We start from the raw sequence: 15,604 nt of genomic DNA, 5'->3' as shown, positions 1-15,604 counted from the left end.
CGGCGGCTGCCATGGTTCGCCACATGTCCTGACGGTGTTCCGGTAACGGGATGACGGGTATGATCGACTGGGTGGGATATATGCTGTGGGGGCTGGCGTTCGGTTTTGCCCTGTCCGCGCCTTTCGGGCCCGTCAATATCGTGGTGCTGCAACGTACCCTGTTCGGCCGGGCCCGGCACGGTGTGGTCATCGGTCTTGGCGCCGCATTGGGCGATGCCTTTTACGCCGGTCTGGCCGCATTCGGTCTGAACTTCGTGCACGACATTATCGACACCCACGTCCTTGTCCTGAAAATCCTCGGCGCCGCGATCATGGGGGGGCTTGCCGTTTATATCTGGCGGGCCCACCCGCATATGGAAACGGTGGACCGGATGCGCCCGCTGAAGGGTGGGGTTTTTCGCAGCACGGTGGCCTGTTTCATGATCACATTGACCAATCCTGGGGTCTTTTTCGGCCTGCTGGCCTTTTACACGGCGGCGGGTATCGGCGACCTGGGAGCGGACAGCGGTCATCCGTTCATGGATGCCAGCGGCCTTGTCCTTGGGGTTTTTCTCGGGGCTGCGGTCTGGTGGGTCTGTCTGTCGGGCATCGGCCTTTCACTGCGCGGCCGGATCAATGACGAACTTCTGCTGCGGTTGAACCGGGGGTCCGCCGTTTTGATCGGGCTTTTCGCCGGTGCCGCGGCCCTCAGTGTCTTCTTCCACATACCGGTGTGACCTTGTGGGTCTCCCCGGACCGTTGACCGGTCCGGCAGTCGGAAATGATGCTTTGGGGTTGGTCCCGTAAGGGCCCCTGGGTGCGTGCTTATGGGGCAATCCACCGGCCCTGTGGAATATATCTAATGACAATTCTATGAAAGTTCTTGGCATTGCTTGGATTTTTGCCGCCCCTGCGTGCTTGATCCTTGCGGAGTCGGGCAGTATAGTTGCCGCGACGCCACTGTGCGGAAGCCTGTCTACCAGGGGCTTCAAGGGTTTCCGCGCGTAATGATAATGGTCCTTTGGGTCTGTAATTACCTTGATGCGACCCGATCTGTTGGAGGGAGCAAGCATGACGTCCAAGCGCCTGGGCTCGAAATTTGCCTTTATAACCATTGCGACCCTGCTGCTGGCCGCCTGCAGCCAAACGCCGGAACCGGAAACAGAAACCGTCGACACGGAGATTGACCAGGGTGAGACCGAATCCGGTCGCCCGGACAGTGTCGATCAGGATCAGGTGATCCAGGATCAGGTGGACCCGTATGGGACGGCCGATCAGGAAAGCCTGACGGCCTATGCCGGTGATCGTATCTTCTTTGATTATGACAGTTCAGAACTGACCGCCCGCTCCCGCGATGTATTGCGCAAGCAGGCCGATTGGCTGAACCATTTCCCCCGTCAGCGCGTGACCATCGAAGGGCATTGTGACGAGCGTGGAACCCGCGAATACAATCTGGCCCTGGGCGAGCGCCGGGCCAATGCGGTAAAGAATTATCTGGTCGCTCTGGGTGTGCCGTCCAGCCGTCTTGGCACTATATCCTACGGCAAGGAACGTCCGGCCGTTGTCGGCAACAGCGAACAATACTGGCGCCAGAACCGCCGCGGCGTTCTGGTCGTCGAGTAAAGCGCAGCGTTCGTCTTGATCAGGCCCCGCTCCGGTCTTGCCGGGGCGGGGTTTTCGCATTTATGAATATGGCCATTATTGTGCCCAGTATTACAAATATGCTCAGCCTCTATAAGGCGGTTTGAGTATTGCCGACAGCCATCTGATTTGCCTGCCGGCCTGAAGATCCGGCATTCCGGTAGTGGGGACAACCGGGTCGCGGCAAAATGTTTCCGGTCATGGTTCGGCAGGGACGATGTAAAGATTTTGGCTGTGTAAACATTTGTATATGCCGGGTATCCACGGTGCCGGTGTCTGCGGGGCGATGGGATCGCCATGTCAGTGCACCGGTACAGCGGGCAACCGCAAAGACGACAGGGAGAGTACCGTGAGCCGTGACAAAGTCTTTTTCCGTCCGCGATATGTTTTCATGATCGCTGCGTCCTGCGCCGCGTTGGTCACCCTGACAATGGTCACGGGCGACGATGTGTCGGCGCAGGGCCGCGACCTGGACCGCCGTATTGACCGCATTGAGCGTCAGTTGCGTGCCTTGCAGAGGCGTGTTTTCGGCACGGAAGGCGAGCCCGCGGCCCCTCTGCCGGACGCCCCCGCCGCAACCGGTTCGGGCGCGGCCGACACCCGTCGCCTGCTGGCCGATCTTGCGGTCCAGGTCGGCGCGGTGGAGCGGCAGATGCGTGACCTGACTGGGCGTCTGGAAAAGCTTGAATTCGATCAGCGCCGTGTCAGCAATGCCTTGTCCCGTACGGAGCAGGCGGTGATGGCCCTGCGGACCACCGCGCCCCCGGCCGATGACGCCGAACCGGATGCGGCATCCGGAACCGCTGCCGGGGCAACGGCAGCATCGCCGCCCACCGCCGCGCCCGCAGTGCCGGAAAATGCGCCCGTGGCCCTGCCGGACGGCAATATGGAAGCCCGGTATCAATATGCCTTCGGCTTTGTCCGCAGCAACGATCTGGACCGGGCGCAAAAAGCGCTTGGCCTGTTTCTCGAGGCTCACCCGACGGGCGAGTTGACCGGCAATGCAAAATACTGGATGGGCCGTGTGGAGCTGCGTCAGGGCCGTCCCGCGCAGGCAGCGCGGCATCTTCTGTCCGTGATCGACGACCATCCGGACCATGAAAAGCGCGGCGATGCGCTGGTGGAACTGGCGGATGCCCTGATCCAGCTTGACAGCAATACCGAAGCCTGCGACGCGCTAGCCGAATTTCGCCGGATCGGCGACAATGTTAGCCCCCGCCTTCAGGCGCGTGCCCGCCGTCTTGGCGAAACCGCCGGATGCCGCACCTGACCACCGACACAGGTGATCCTTTTACCGCTTCTGAACTGGACGCGGCCCTGTCCCGTCTTGGCGTTGCCGTGTCCGCCGGACTGGCCGTGGCCGTGTCGGGCGGGGCTGACAGCATGGCGCTGGTTCATCTCGCGGCACGTTGCCGTCCGGTGGTGGCGCTGACGGTGGATCACGGTCTCAGACCCGCTTCCGCGTCCGAGGCCGCTTTTGTCGCCCGTTTGCTGGGACAGGCCGGGATTGCCCATCACCGTCTTGCCTGGCAGGGGGTAAAACCGGCCACCGGCGTGCAAGCGGCGGCGCGTGCGGCCCGTTACGGCCTGATGGCCGCCTGGTGCCGTGACAACGGCATCGACACGCTGGCGACCGCCCACCACCGCGAAGATCAGGCCGAGACAGTGCTGCTGCGGCTGGCGCGCGGCAGCGGCCTGACCGGCCTGGCTGCCATGCGCGGTCGTACACTTGTGCCCGGGTGCCGCGAGACCGCCCTGGTGCGGCCCCTTCTCGATCAGCCGAAAAGCCGCCTGACCGCTTTTCTCAAGGCTGAAAATATCGACTGGATTGAAGACCCGTCCAACGAAGATCCGTCCTACACGCGGGTTCAGGCGCGCCGGTTGCTGAAGGCGCCGCCCCTCGAAGGGCTGACACCGGCCCGTCTGGCCGATACCGCCCGGCGTCTGGCCCGGGCCCGCGATGCGCTGGACCATTATGTGGATCAGTGGGGGCGCCAGTATATCGTCTGTGCGGCCGAGGGCTTTGCCTCTCTTGACCGCGCCGGTCTGGCCCTTGCCCCGGATGAGGTGATATTGCGCGCGCTCGCCGCCACGGTGAAATGGGTGTCGGGAAAGGGTATGGGGACACAGGGTGGCGCAGGCGGCGTTTACGGCCCGCGCGGGGACCGTCTGGAAGACCTATTGCTGGCCCTGCGCGATCCCGCTTTCAGGGGCGCGACACTGGCGGGGACACGGTTTCTCATCCGGCGTGGCAGTCTGTTTATCGTGCGGGAACTGGCCGCGATGCCATCCACGACGCTGACCCCAGGGCAAACTCTGCTATATGACGGGCGTTTCCGCGTGCACATGCCGGATGTCATGCCATCGTCTTCGGCGTTTGTGGCGGCCCCCCTCGGAACAGCGGGCTGGAACAGTCTGCCTGCGCCATCCGTGGCGGTCTGCCGGGACAAATTGCCGCACGATGTGGCCGTGGTCCTGCCGGCCGTCTTCAGCGGGGACAGGCTGGTGAGCATTCCCCACTGGCCGGATCTGATCCCCGGGTCGGTATCTGCGCCGGCAATCCGGATTGCCCCTGCCGGTCCGCCTCCTTTTTCAGGGGCTTAGGCCGAGCGTTTACGTTTTCACGGAAAAACGGGGCGCTCACGGTCAATTGTTCTTGCAAGCACGGCCGGGCACCTTATGTCTAGCAGGAAGGACGTGCGCCGGATGCCGGCTCTCACCCCACCGGGATGTGGGAGCGTGCTTTTTTTGTATCCGCATGTCCATGGCATGCGTACATGGTATATGCGGCATCGGCAAACCGTCCCGGCGCACGGGACGTGACAGTCACAACCTTGACAGGACGGGCGGGGCAACGCCGCCTTCCCAACAGAAAAGGTAACGATCGTGAACGGACTTATGCGAAATGCGCTGGTATGGGGGTTGATTATCCTCCTGCTTCTGGCGCTCTTCAACCTGTTCCAGGGCAACAATGCCCAGGTGCCCGAAATCGCCTACAGCCAGTTCCTTGAAGCGGTGGAGCAGAACCGGGTCGCACGGGTTGAGATCGAGGGCCAGGACCTGACCGGCGAATATACCAGCGGCGAACGCTTCCGCTCGGTCATGCCCTACGACAACAAACTGGTTGATCGCCTGACCGCCAACAATGTGATCATGGAGGTCAAGAAGGAAGACAGCGGCATCTTCGTCGGCATGCTTTTGTCCTGGTTGCCTTTCCTGCTGATCATCGCGATCTGGATTTTCTTCATGCGGCAGATGCAGGGCCGGGGCGGCGGCGGCGGCGCCATGGGCTTCGGCAAGTCACGTGCACGCCTGCTGACGGAAAAGCAGGGTCGCGTCACCTTCGAGGATGTGGCCGGTATCGAGGAAGCCAAGGAGGAACTGGAGGAAATCGTCGATTTCCTGAAGGATCCGCAAAAATTCCAGCGCCTGGGCGGCAAAATCCCCAAGGGCGCGCTGCTCGTCGGACCGCCGGGGACCGGTAAGACACTGCTGGCCCGCGCCATTGCCGGCGAGGCCAATGTGCCCTTCTTCACCATTTCCGGCTCCGATTTTGTCGAAATGTTTGTCGGTGTCGGCGCCAGCCGTGTCCGCGATATGTTCGAACAGGCCAAGAAAAATGCCCCCTGCATCATCTTTATCGACGAGATTGACGCGGTTGGCCGGCACCGCGGCGCGGGCCTGGGCGGCGGCAATGACGAACGCGAACAGACATTGAACCAGTTGCTGGTCGAAATGGACGGATTCGAGGCGAACGAAGGCATCATCATTATTGCCGCCACCAACCGCCCCGACGTTCTCGACCCGGCTCTGCTGCGTCCGGGACGGTTCGACCGTCAGGTCGTTGTGCCCAATCCCGATATTAAAGGCCGCGAGAAAATTCTTGCCGTGCACATGCGCAAGATTCCCATGGCACCCAATGTGGACGCCAACACCATTGCCCGCGGCACACCCGGTTTTTCCGGCGCTGATCTGGCCAATCTGGTCAATGAGGCGGCGTTGATGGCGGCCCGGCGCGGTAAAAAGCTCGTCTCCATGGCAGAATTCGAGGACGCCAAGGACAAGGTGATGATGGGCACCGAGCGTCGCACCATGGTGATGACGGAGGACGAGAAAAAGCTGACCGCCTATCACGAAGGGGGCCACGCGCTGGTCTCGCTGCACTGCAAGTCGTCCGACCCCATCCACAAGGCGACCATCATTCCGCGCGGCCGCGCGCTTGGCATGGTGATGCGCCTGCCGGAGCGGGACGAATATTCCCAAAGCCGCGAGAAGATGCATGACAATCTGGCCATTGCCATGGGCGGCCGCGCGGCCGAAGAACTGATCTTCGGTCATGAGGCGGTGACAAGCGGCGCGGCCAGCGATATCCAGTACGCCACCAATCTGGCCCGAAACATGGTCACACAGTGGGGCATGTCGGACAAGCTGGGCCCGCTGCAATATTCCGCCAACGAGGAAGAGGTTTTCCTCGGCCATTCCGTGGCACGCCAGCAGAATGTGTCCGAGGACACCGCCAATCTGATCGATTCCGAGATCAAGACCTTTGTCGGCGGCGCGCATGATCGGGCCATGCAGATTCTGAAGGACCATCTGGACGATCTGCACACCCTGGCCGTGGCCCTCTTGGAATATGAAACTCTGAGCGGTGACGAGATCAAGGCCTTGTTGAAGGGCGAGGATATCCGCAAGGATGAAGGCCCCGGACCGTCCGCGCGTCCGCCGCAATCCGCCGCCCCGACAAGCGCGGTGCCCAGCGCGGGACTTGATCATGGTGAACCCCAGCCCGAAGGCTGATGCCTGCGGGCGTCGTGTGTCGCGGATGACATGTCGATGACGGACGACACGAATATACAGGATGCCGGCGGGCTGAGGATTTATCTTCAGCCCGCCGGTTTTCTTTATGGAGGTAAGGGATTGCCCGTCGCGGGCGCCGCCCTGCGCGCCCTGGCCGTGCGTGCGGTTGTCCGCGATATGTCGGCGCCCGGCTCACGGTTGACGGATACCCTTGTGCCCTATGACGATTTGCGGGCGTTCCGCGAAACGCTGCCGTCCGGCCTTGGGCCAGTCTTTGATGCCCAGTTGGCCCGGATGACGGCGGCGCGTCCACCGCTCGTATTCGATACCGCAAACGACCGGGGCGACGCCGTCAGTATGCCCTTCACGCGTGCCCGTATCATGGGCGTGCTGAACGTCACACCCGACAGCTTTTCCGATGGCGGCAAATTCGTCGATGTGGACAGAGCCGTGGCTCACGCCCGTGCCATGGCGGCCGCTGGAGCCGATATCATCGATGTCGGCGGTGAATCCACGCGGCCCGGCGCCACACCGGTATGGGAAGGCGAGGAAGCCGCACGTGTCATTCCCGTGATTGCGCGACTGGTGGCCGACGGTCTGACTGTCAGCGTCGATACCCGCCATGCCGAGGTGATGCGTCAGGCGCTGACGGCCGGCGTTCATATCCTGAATGATGTGTCGGCCCTGACCCATGACCCGGACAGTCTGGCCGTTGCCGCCGGCAGCGATGCCCCTGTGGTCCTGATGCATGCCAAGGGTACCCCCGCCGATATGCAGGATGCGCCGGCCTATGACGATGTGCTGCTCGATGTGTTCGACGCGCTGGACACCCATGTCCGCCGCGTTGAAGCCGCCGGAATCGAGCGGAGCCGGCTGATCCTTGATCCTGGACTTGGGTTCGGCAAGCGGGTGGTGCGGGACAATGTGGCCCTGTTGGCCGGTGCGGCGCTGTTCCACAGTCTGGGCTGCCCATTGCTTGTGGGGGCGTCGCGCAAGCGCTTTATCGGTGCCCTCACCGGTGTCGACGAGGCGGGCGACCGGCTGGCGGGATCGTTGGCGGCGGCACAGGCGGCGGCGCTGGCCGGGGTGCAGATTGTCCGTGTTCACGACGTCGCTGAAACCCGTCAGGCTCTCAGCCTTGCGCAGGCACTTGCCGATGGTGCACAGATGGATATGGCCGGCATGGACGCGTGGCGACCCGGGCGTTAAACTCCGCCACATTTTATGGCGGCGCTGGAAAAAGCGTGCGCCAATCCATCCGGTTAATGGAGTATCAGACGTATGGAACGACGCTATTTCGGCACCGACGGAATACGCGGCCGGGTCAATCAGGGCGCGATGACACCGTATGCGGCATTGCATGTCGGGCTGGCAGCCGGACGCCATTTCATCCGCGGGGACCACGTCCACCGCGTGGTCATCGGCAAGGATACGCGCCGCTCCGGATATATGTATGAACCGGCACTGGCCGCGGGGTTCACCGCTGCCGGCATGGATGTGATCATGGTCGGGCCCATGCCGACACCGGCGGTGGCCATGCTGGTCAAATCCTTGCGGGCCGACCTTGGCGTCATGATTTCCGCCAGTCACAATCCGCATTATGACAACGGTCTGAAATTTTTCGGACCTGACGGATATAAACTGTCCGACGCTCAGGAACATGCCATCGAAGACCTGATCGACGCGGCGGGCGACGATCATCTGGCGGCGCCGGACGCTCTGGGCAAGGCCACGAGGCTGGAAGATGCGCGCGGCCGCTATGTGGAATTCGCCAAGGCGACGGTGCCCGCCGGTGTCACGTTTGACGGGCTGAAAGTGGTCGTGGACTGCGCTCACGGTGCCGCATACAAGGTGGCCCCCACCGTTCTTTGGGAATTGGGGGCCGAGGTGGTGCCGGTCGGTGTGGCGCCCGATGGCTTCAACATCAATGACGCCTGCGGGTCCACCGCGCCGGAGGCGATGTGCACGCGCGTACGGGCAGAGGGCGCCGATCTGGGTATCGCACTTGACGGGGATGCCGACCGTCTGATCCTGTGCGATGAAACCGGGCGTATTGTCGATGGCGATCAGATCATGGCGTTGATCGCCCGGACCTGGGCCCGCGACGGGCGGTTGAAGGGCGGCGGCCTGGTGACCACCGTCATGTCCAATCTGGGACTGGAACGGGTGCTGTCCGGTGACGGTCTGACACTGGAACGGACCCGCGTCGGTGACCGCTATGTGGTTGAACGCATGCGCCGGGGCGGGTTCAATGTGGGCGGTGAACAGTCCGGTCACATCGTGTTGTCCGATTTCACAACAACGGGTGACGGTCTGGTGGCTGCCTTGCAGGTGATGACGGAAATGCAGCGTGCCGGCCGTCCGGCGTCCGAGGTTTGCGCCCAGTTTACAGCCGTGCCCCAGCTTCTGAAAAATGTCCGTTACAGTGGTGGCGATCCATTGTCCGCGGACGGCGTGGCCCGGTCCATCCGGGCGGCAGAGGCTGAAATCGGCGACAGCGGCCGTCTGGTCATCCGGAAATCGGGAACCGAGCCGCTGATCCGTGTCATGGCCGAAGGCGACAATGACGCGCAGATCACCCGGCTTGTCGACGATATCTGCCGGGAAATCGAGGCCGCGACCCGATGACCGCAATAAAGGGGGAGGACAGCGGGACCCGGTCGCCGGATGGTCCCGGGCGTGTGCTGATCATTGCCGGGTCCGATCCATCCGGCGGCGCCGGTATTCAGGCCGACATCAAGACGGTTACCCGTCTGGGACACTATGCGGCTGCGGCGATCGTGGCACTGACGGTACAAAATACGACCGGCGTCAGCGGCGTTCATCTGGTGCCGGAAGACATCGTGCGCGGTCAGATTTCCGCCGTTCTCGATGATATCGGTGCGGACGCCGTGAAAATCGGCATGCTGGCCAATGCCGATATCATCACGGCGGTGGCGGACAGCCTGGACGCCGCCGGTTATACCGGACCCGTGGTTTTGGACCCGGTCATGGTGGCCACCAGCGGGGACCGCCTGCTGGCAGACGATGCGGTGGATGCCCTGAAAACCCGTCTGTTGCCACGTGCCAGTCTGGTCACACCCAACCTGCCGGAAGCCACGGTGCTGACCGGGCTGGGCATGGATACCAAGGCGGCCATGGAACAGGCCGGACAGGCCCTGATAGCCGCCGGTGCCGGTGCTGCCCTGATCAAAGGCGGGCACGGTCGGGAGACCGTGCTGACCGATATTCTGGTCACGCCCGACAGCTGCATGCGTCTGACGGGACCGCGCATCGAGACACGCCATACCCATGGTACGGGATGCACATTATCAAGCGCTGCCGCAACCGGCCTGGCAGCGGGGCTGCCTTTGCCGGAGGCCTGCCGCCTGGCCCATGCCTTTGTCCGCAGTGCTATTGAAAACGCGCCGGGGTTTGGGGCAGGGCACGGGCCTCTCGGCCATGAGCGGGCAGAGGTGGCATAATGACGGACCTGTTTTACCGCGATAGCAATGATACGGGCGCTGTCAGGGACGCGGTGCCGCTGATACTGCTGCACGGCCTGTTCGGATCTGCAGACAATCTGGGTGCACTGGTGCGCGGTCTGTCGGGTGACCGGCGGGTGATCGCCGCTGATCTGCGGAACCATGGGCGCAGCCCTCATGTGGATGCCATGGGATATGGTGTCATGGCGGACGATGTGATCGCATTAATGGACCGGCTGGGTCTGGATCGTGTCGATCTGTTCGGCCATTCCATGGGCGGTAAGGTGGCCATGCAATTGGCGCTGGACCACGGGGACCGTGTACATCGGCTGATTGTCGGCGACATTGCTCCGGTTACCTATCCCTCTCACCACACTGATATCCTGCGCGGTATGGAAAAGGTGGCCGCCGCCGCGCCCGACAGTCGCAAGGGCGCTGACGATATTCTGAAAGCCTATGTTGAAACCGATGCCGTACGCGGTTTTCTTTTGACCAATTGGCGCCGTGCGGAGGACGGTCTGTGGGGGTGGCGGTTGAACCTGCCGGTGCTGGTGCGGGATTACGGTGCCATTGCCGCCGGCAATGATGACGGCATGCCCTTTGCCGGACCGGCGCTGTTTCTGCGCGGCGGGGTGTCCGATTATGTTGGGCCCGAACATCGGGACAGAATTTTAGCCTTGTTTCCAAAGGCAAGTGTCCGCACAATCGAACAGGCGGGGCATTGGTTTCATGCGGAGAAACCCGACATGACGATAAGGCAGATCGTTAAATTTCTGGATTCACCTTAAATCAATATTTTGCAGGCATGGTATCCGGGTGATGGAACGTTTGTTGGAAACTGTGGGTTATTTGGCCGGCCTTGCGCTTTGTTTTGCTGTCGGACTGGGCTTTTCCGCCGGACAGGCCGGTGTTTCCGCTGAGCCTCTTGAATCTTATGTCCAACGCTATGACCGCTATTTTTCCGACCGGCTGAACAGCGCTCCGTTGCCCGGCGGGGCGTTTGCCGTTGTGGCCGGCGGGCGCATCGTCCATATCGCCACATTCGGGACCCGTGACGCACTGAAGGGGGCGCCTGTCAATGCGGACACGGTTTTTCCCATCGCGTCCGTATCCAAAACCTTTGCCGGGACGCTGACCGCCATGCTGGTGGCGGAGGACCGCTTTACCTGGGAAGACCCGCTTGTCCGCTATGTCCCCGATTTCCGCCTGAAGGACCCTGCAGGGGCCGGGCGGCTGACGGTGCGGCACGCGCTCAGCCATTCCACGGGGCTGGTACCCAATGCCTATGACAATCTGCTCGAAGCGGGACAGTCGGTTGACAAGATCATACCCAAGTTCCGCAGCGTTAAGCCCCTCTGCCGTCCCGGACGTTGCTATGGTTATCAGAATATCGTCTTCAGCCTGATCGAGCCGGTGATCGAAAAATCCACGGGGCAAAGCTATGACGCCTTGGTGCGGGACCGTTTATTCGCCCCGCTTGGCATGGACGATGCCTCTATCGGCTATGACGCTTTTCTCGACACGGACAATCATGCCAGTCCCCATATCCGTCGCGGCAAGACCTGGCGGCCCGTGCGCGCGTCGAAAAATTATTACCGCGTGGCGCCGGCCGCCGGCGTCAATGCCAGCATCACCGACCTGGCCAAATGGCTGATCGCCCAGATGGGGTATCGTGCCGATGTCCTCAGTCCGGATGTGATTGACACGCTCACCACACCGCAGACCCGCACCCGGCGCGAGCTGTATCGCCGCTACTGGCGCGACTATCTGACCGAGGCCCATTACGGCGTCGGCTGGCGTCTTTACCGGTTCGGCGACGAAATGCTTGTCCACCATGGCGGCGGGATTGAGGGGTTTCGTGCCAGCCTTGCCTATTCGCGCGAGCACGATATCGGCCTTGCCATCCTGATCAATGCGGAAAGCCGCGTCATCAACGAACTGGCCACCCATTTCTGGGCCGACCTGTTTGAAATCAGGACGGCGCAGGGACGCTGAACCCCCTATGTTTTAGGCGCATGCAGGCACATATGCCTGTGAGCTGTTGTTCCACAGGGCGCCGGGTAACGCGGTTTCCGGTTGTCGCTGTCAGGCCGTCTTGGGCGCGATTGGGGCGCTGATATCTATCAGTGTGCCGTCCGGGTCTCGCAGCAGCAACCGGCGCTGGCCGTAAAACAGGTCTCGCGGTTCTTCCACGATGTCTGCATCCATGGTTCTGGCCCTGCTGAAAACGGCATCGCAGTCCTCAACCACAAAGGTCAGCATGACGCCGGACGGTTTTGCCCGCACGGCTTCCGGCACGATCTCATGGTCCGCCTGTAGAATACCGAACTCCAGTCCCGGCATATCCGGGTGGGTCAGGATGATGAACCAGTCGGACGTGTAATGATCCGCCATGCCCAGAAGTCGCCGGTAAAACCGGGCGCTGATACCGATATCACTGCTGAGAATATTGGTCATGGCACGCTGCATCGGCTGTCTTCGCTCCAAGAGTTTCAGGCTGTTGCGATGCGAGGATACCTTATCAGTGTGTGCCGGTCTGCCATGCCCCAAAGTCACGGGATCGGCGACGTCCTTTCAAAGAGGGCGGTCCGCTCAGACACCCACATTGCGGGGGCGGCGCCCACCGGGTCCGCCCGGCCTTTGTCCGCCGGTGGGATTGCCCCCCGCCATCTGTTCGCGGGCAAAGGCGACGATTTCTTCCGTTGTCACGATGCAGTTGTCATCCGTGTCGATGTTGGAAAACCGGCTTGCCGGTACGGCCTTGAACTCGGCCAGGCTGATGCTACCGGAACGGTCACTGTCCACCGTATTCCATTCGAAGAAGCGGAAGGACCGGTCCTCGAAACTGACGGCACCGTATTCTTTCGGCGACAGGCTGTCATCCCCGTTCGTATCCAGTTTGACGAACAGTTCCGAGCGGGCCGTGGTCACATCGGCACAGGTCATGGCACCGTCCCCGTCCGCATCGAAACGCGCCAGCATGGTTTCCCGTATCGCATCGATCCGTTCAGGCGGCATTCTGCCGGCCCCGTTTCCGGCGAAACCGGGTCTGTCCGGTTTCCCGGCGCAGGCCGTGATGGTCATCGAAACAATCAGGATCAGCAATATGGAAGCCGGCATGGTACTGGCGGCGGTGTCGGATATGGAAGCGCTCATGGCAGTGGGTCCCGGTTCATTACGACGGCATCGTCTTTCGCCTTGGTACGGCGTGACCGGTGAAACCCCTTTCATCCCATGGATATTTTCCGGTTCATGCTCCGAGTCGGCCTTTGACATGCGCAAGCGCTTGTGAAATCCAAGGCACATGCTATGGTTGGAATCAAAATATTTTTTCTTTTAAAAGTGGTTTTGTCTTGTCGCATCATACCTTGTCTTATCAGGAAGAGGTAGCCACTCGCTGTAAGGCAGCGGAAGATGGTTGTTGTATTTCCATGCGGCAGCTGGCGATTGTTTCGCTTTTAAGTCATCCTGAAAATCAAGAAATTCCTGATTTGACAAGAAATGTTTTGGAAACTTCCGCTTCGGAAGGAGACGAAATATCCTCGTATATTCTCGATTTCATGGAGGAATACGGGGAGTTTTCAGGTTTCAATGACGGTGAAAACGATATTGACTGGGAGGTTTTAAAAGGCCTTATTTTAAAGCATGACCCCGCTGAAATACCGAAACCGTTGATCGCTAAATCAGAGCCGTCCCTAAGGGTGTTTGATGGGATATTTTCACCTCTTATGATTGCATATATCGAGATGACGTCACGGCCCTTGCTACAGCCTTCAACCGTACGCGGCCGCGATCCGACGGATGACCGGCAGACCGAGGTACGGCAATCAGAAGAAGCGATCTGGGCGCTGTCCGCCGGTGATCTGGTGTATCGTTTCATCGCGGAAACCATTGCCCGTCAAACCGGATGTTCCCTGCATCTGACCAAAACCGTCGCCGTTATCCGCTATGGGCCCGGCGATCACTTTAAACCGCATTATGACGAAGCCCCGCGGTCCACGGATTTACGCCCCGGCCTCCGGCGGACGTATTCCTTTATCGGCTATCTGAACGACGGTTTTGACGGCGGCGAAACCATTTTCCCCAAGGCAAGGCTGAAGATCACACCCCGTGCCGGCGCGGGGGTGATTTTCCGGAATTTCACGGATGAGGGCGTGCTTGACCCGAGTGCCCTGCATGGGGGCGCGCCGGTGCGCGCAGGCGAGAAATGGATCTGGGTGATGTGGTTTTACGAGCCATGGCCTGTTTGAGGGAGACAAAGACGATGAGCGTATCCGATGAACCGTCCCGGCACCGGTGTCCCGATTTCGCACCGACCGGTTGGGTAAGGGCCAAGGGCTTTGTCTTCGGCCGGGTGGACCGTCTGGTCCGCAGCAATGCCGACAAGCTTCTGGCGTGGCATCCCGATGCAGTGGCTGACTATTTTGGCTGGAAAAACGCAAGCAAGGATAAATAAGAATGCCGGACACCCAAAGAGTGCTGGAAAACACCCAACTGGATGGCTTCATCCGAATTGATCTTGCGGCTTTTAACCGCGGGATACGGGGCCGTCGACCCGCATACTTTCCCCGTGCGGCAAATCCTTCCGCCCTGGTTTATGACTGGAACGGTGTGAACCGCCTGCTCGAAGCCAGTGGCGAGCGTTCCGATGCCGTGGACCTGGTCAAGGACGGCAACCGCCTGCCCAAACATCGTTTTGTCGACCGTACCCTGGTCGAAGGGCTTAGCCGTATTTCCCCGGCGGCGGTTTCACGCGCATTCAGGGAAGGATATTCCCTTGTCGTAACCCAGGTGCAGAATTCCGACTTGCGGGCCCGGCCCCTTGCCGAGGCATTTACCGCCGCGCTCGGGGAATATGTCGGACTTAACATTTATGCCTCTTACCAGCAGGATAAGTGTTTCGCCACGCACTGGGACAATCACGATGTCTTCATCATCCAGACGGAGGGGGAAAAGGAATGGGCGGTCTTTGAACAGACTCGCGAGTTTCCGCTGAAAGAGGATCTTGTTTATGATCTGGATGTGGCGTCAATCAAACCGTACTGGTCGGGCCTGCTGAAAAAGGGCGATGTTCTCTATATTCCACGCGGGTGGTGGCATCATGCGGCGTCAACCGGCAAGGGTTCGGTGCATATCACCGTGGGTTTCACCAATCGCAGGCCAATAGATTTTCTGTATTTTCTGTCATCCAGGGCCGCCGAACTGGACTGGGTGCGCCAGGATTTTGGGCGCGATGCCACCGGCCTTCAACTGCACTGTGATGAGAGTGACTTGCGTGAAAAGCTGACGGCTTTCATCGATGACGTGATCAGCCAAGGTGCTCTGCGGGAGTTCATGGAAAATCATCTGGCCACTTTACCGCCCAAACAGCGGCATTCGCTGCCATTGCTGAATGAGGCCGGGGTGGTCGAAAATGACGGTCGGAATTTTGAATGCCTTTCGCTCTTCCCCTCCCGGCTGAAACAGATCGAGGACGGCGTTTGTCTGGAATTTGGCAAACGCCAGTGGGTTTTCGCCGTTGAAGCACGACCAATTCTTGATTTCATACTGTCCAGGCCGAAATTCACCCTGTCCGATGTGTTGACGGCTGTCGGCGATGCCGTTGGGCGTCCTGAAACGATAAGTTTCTGGACGGAACTGATCGGCGAAGGGGTGATTGGTCCAAGCCATGATGCCAGCCCGGATTAAGCTGACCGGTGCCCCGGAGCCTTTGCCAAATTATC

15 protein-coding genes are annotated in these 15,604 nt (G+C 60.8%); 13 read left to right on the top strand and 2 right to left on the bottom strand.

The genetic code is table 11. From position 1 onward, the window contains the following. Window positions 1-59 precede the first annotated feature (59 nt). From BXY39_RS01675 to BXY39_RS01630, 10 genes are all read left to right on the top strand, one after another. On the top strand, window positions 60-716 hold the full coding sequence (locus BXY39_RS01675) for a LysE family translocator (protein WP_170163544.1): 657 nt from the start codon (window positions 60-62) through the stop codon (window positions 714-716). 334 nt (window positions 717-1,050) lie between these two features. Further along, on the top strand, window positions 1,051-1,602 hold the full coding sequence (gene pal / locus BXY39_RS01670; RefSeq protein ID WP_121937098.1) for a peptidoglycan-associated lipoprotein Pal: 552 nt from the start codon (window positions 1,051-1,053) through the stop codon (window positions 1,600-1,602). A 367-nt stretch (window positions 1,603-1,969) separates the two neighbouring features. After that, the gene (locus BXY39_RS01665; protein ID WP_170163543.1) at window positions 1,970-2,890 is read left to right on the top strand and encodes a tetratricopeptide repeat protein; all 921 of its coding nucleotides are present in this window, start codon (window positions 1,970-1,972) and stop codon (window positions 2,888-2,890) included. Next, on the top strand, window positions 2,878-4,224 hold the full coding sequence (gene tilS / locus BXY39_RS01660; protein WP_121937096.1) for a tRNA lysidine(34) synthetase TilS: 1,347 nt from the start codon (window positions 2,878-2,880) through the stop codon (window positions 4,222-4,224). Before BXY39_RS01665 ends, tilS begins: the two co-directional genes overlap by 13 nt. 282 nt (window positions 4,225-4,506) lie before the next feature. Then, entirely contained in the window at window positions 4,507-6,417 is a 1,911-nt protein-coding gene (gene ftsH, locus BXY39_RS01655) for an ATP-dependent zinc metalloprotease FtsH (protein ID WP_281269990.1), read from the top strand. A 36-nt stretch (window positions 6,418-6,453) separates the two neighbouring features. Next, window positions 6,454-7,626 carry a dihydropteroate synthase gene (folP, locus tag BXY39_RS01650; protein WP_245998941.1) on the top strand — a complete coding sequence of 391 codons (1,173 nt, stop codon included), beginning with the start codon at window positions 6,454-6,456 and terminating at the stop codon, window positions 7,624-7,626. 72 nt (window positions 7,627-7,698) lie between these two features. After that, window positions 7,699-9,045: a phosphoglucosamine mutase gene (gene glmM / locus BXY39_RS01645; RefSeq protein WP_121937094.1), complete on the top strand. Its 1,347-nt coding sequence runs from the start codon at window positions 7,699-7,701 to the stop codon at window positions 9,043-9,045. Beyond that, window positions 9,042-9,881, top strand: a complete 840-nt coding sequence (gene thiD / locus BXY39_RS01640) for a bifunctional hydroxymethylpyrimidine kinase/phosphomethylpyrimidine kinase (RefSeq protein ID WP_121937093.1) — start codon at window positions 9,042-9,044, stop codon at window positions 9,879-9,881. The genes glmM and thiD overlap by 4 nt, the downstream gene beginning before the upstream one ends. After that, window positions 9,881-10,669 carry an alpha/beta fold hydrolase gene (locus BXY39_RS01635; RefSeq protein WP_121937092.1) on the top strand — a complete coding sequence of 263 codons (789 nt, stop codon included), beginning with the start codon at window positions 9,881-9,883 and terminating at the stop codon, window positions 10,667-10,669. Before thiD ends, BXY39_RS01635 begins: the two co-directional genes overlap by 1 nt. 31 nt (window positions 10,670-10,700) lie before the next feature. Beyond that, window positions 10,701-11,876 (top strand): serine hydrolase domain-containing protein, encoded by a 1,176-nt coding sequence (locus tag BXY39_RS01630; protein WP_121937091.1) that lies wholly within the window; start codon window positions 10,701-10,703, stop codon window positions 11,874-11,876. Window positions 11,877-11,966: 90 nt separating this feature from the next. Here the strand turns inward: BXY39_RS01630 and BXY39_RS01625 are convergent, their stop codons facing one another. Then, window positions 11,967-12,350, bottom strand: a complete 384-nt coding sequence (locus BXY39_RS01625) for a VOC family protein (RefSeq protein ID WP_121937090.1) — start codon at window positions 12,348-12,350, stop codon at window positions 11,967-11,969. Window positions 12,351-12,473: 123 nt separating this feature from the next. Beyond that, window positions 12,474-13,037 carry an EF-hand domain-containing protein gene (locus tag BXY39_RS01620; protein ID WP_170163542.1) on the bottom strand — a complete coding sequence of 188 codons (564 nt, stop codon included), beginning with the start codon at window positions 13,035-13,037 and terminating at the stop codon, window positions 12,474-12,476. A 197-nt stretch (window positions 13,038-13,234) separates the two neighbouring features. Here BXY39_RS01620 and BXY39_RS01615 point away from each other — a divergent pair, with 197 nt between their 5' ends. Genes BXY39_RS01615 through BXY39_RS01605 form a run of 3 tightly spaced genes read left to right on the top strand, consistent with a single transcriptional unit; the run spans window position 13,235 to window position 15,569 of the window. Next, a complete protein-coding gene (locus BXY39_RS01615; protein WP_147453428.1) occupies window positions 13,235-14,131 on the top strand; it encodes a prolyl hydroxylase family protein in 897 nt (298 codons plus the stop codon). Window positions 14,132-14,145: 14 nt separating this feature from the next. Beyond that, window positions 14,146-14,337: a hypothetical protein gene (locus tag BXY39_RS01610; protein ID WP_121937087.1), complete on the top strand. Its 192-nt coding sequence runs from the start codon at window positions 14,146-14,148 to the stop codon at window positions 14,335-14,337. Window positions 14,338-14,339: 2 nt separating this feature from the next. Continuing rightward, window positions 14,340-15,569, top strand: coding sequence for a JmjC domain-containing protein (locus BXY39_RS01605; RefSeq protein ID WP_121937086.1), 1,230 nt, complete (start codon window positions 14,340-14,342; stop codon window positions 15,567-15,569). Window positions 15,570-15,604 lie beyond the last annotated feature (35 nt).

It is taken from the genome of Eilatimonas milleporae, from assembly GCF_003688555.1.
Lineage (GTDB): Bacteria > Pseudomonadota > Alphaproteobacteria > Sphingomonadales > Kordiimonadaceae > Eilatimonas > Eilatimonas milleporae.
Note: the sequence above shows the minus strand (reverse complement) of the source record. Positions and strands in the feature narration are given on the sequence as shown.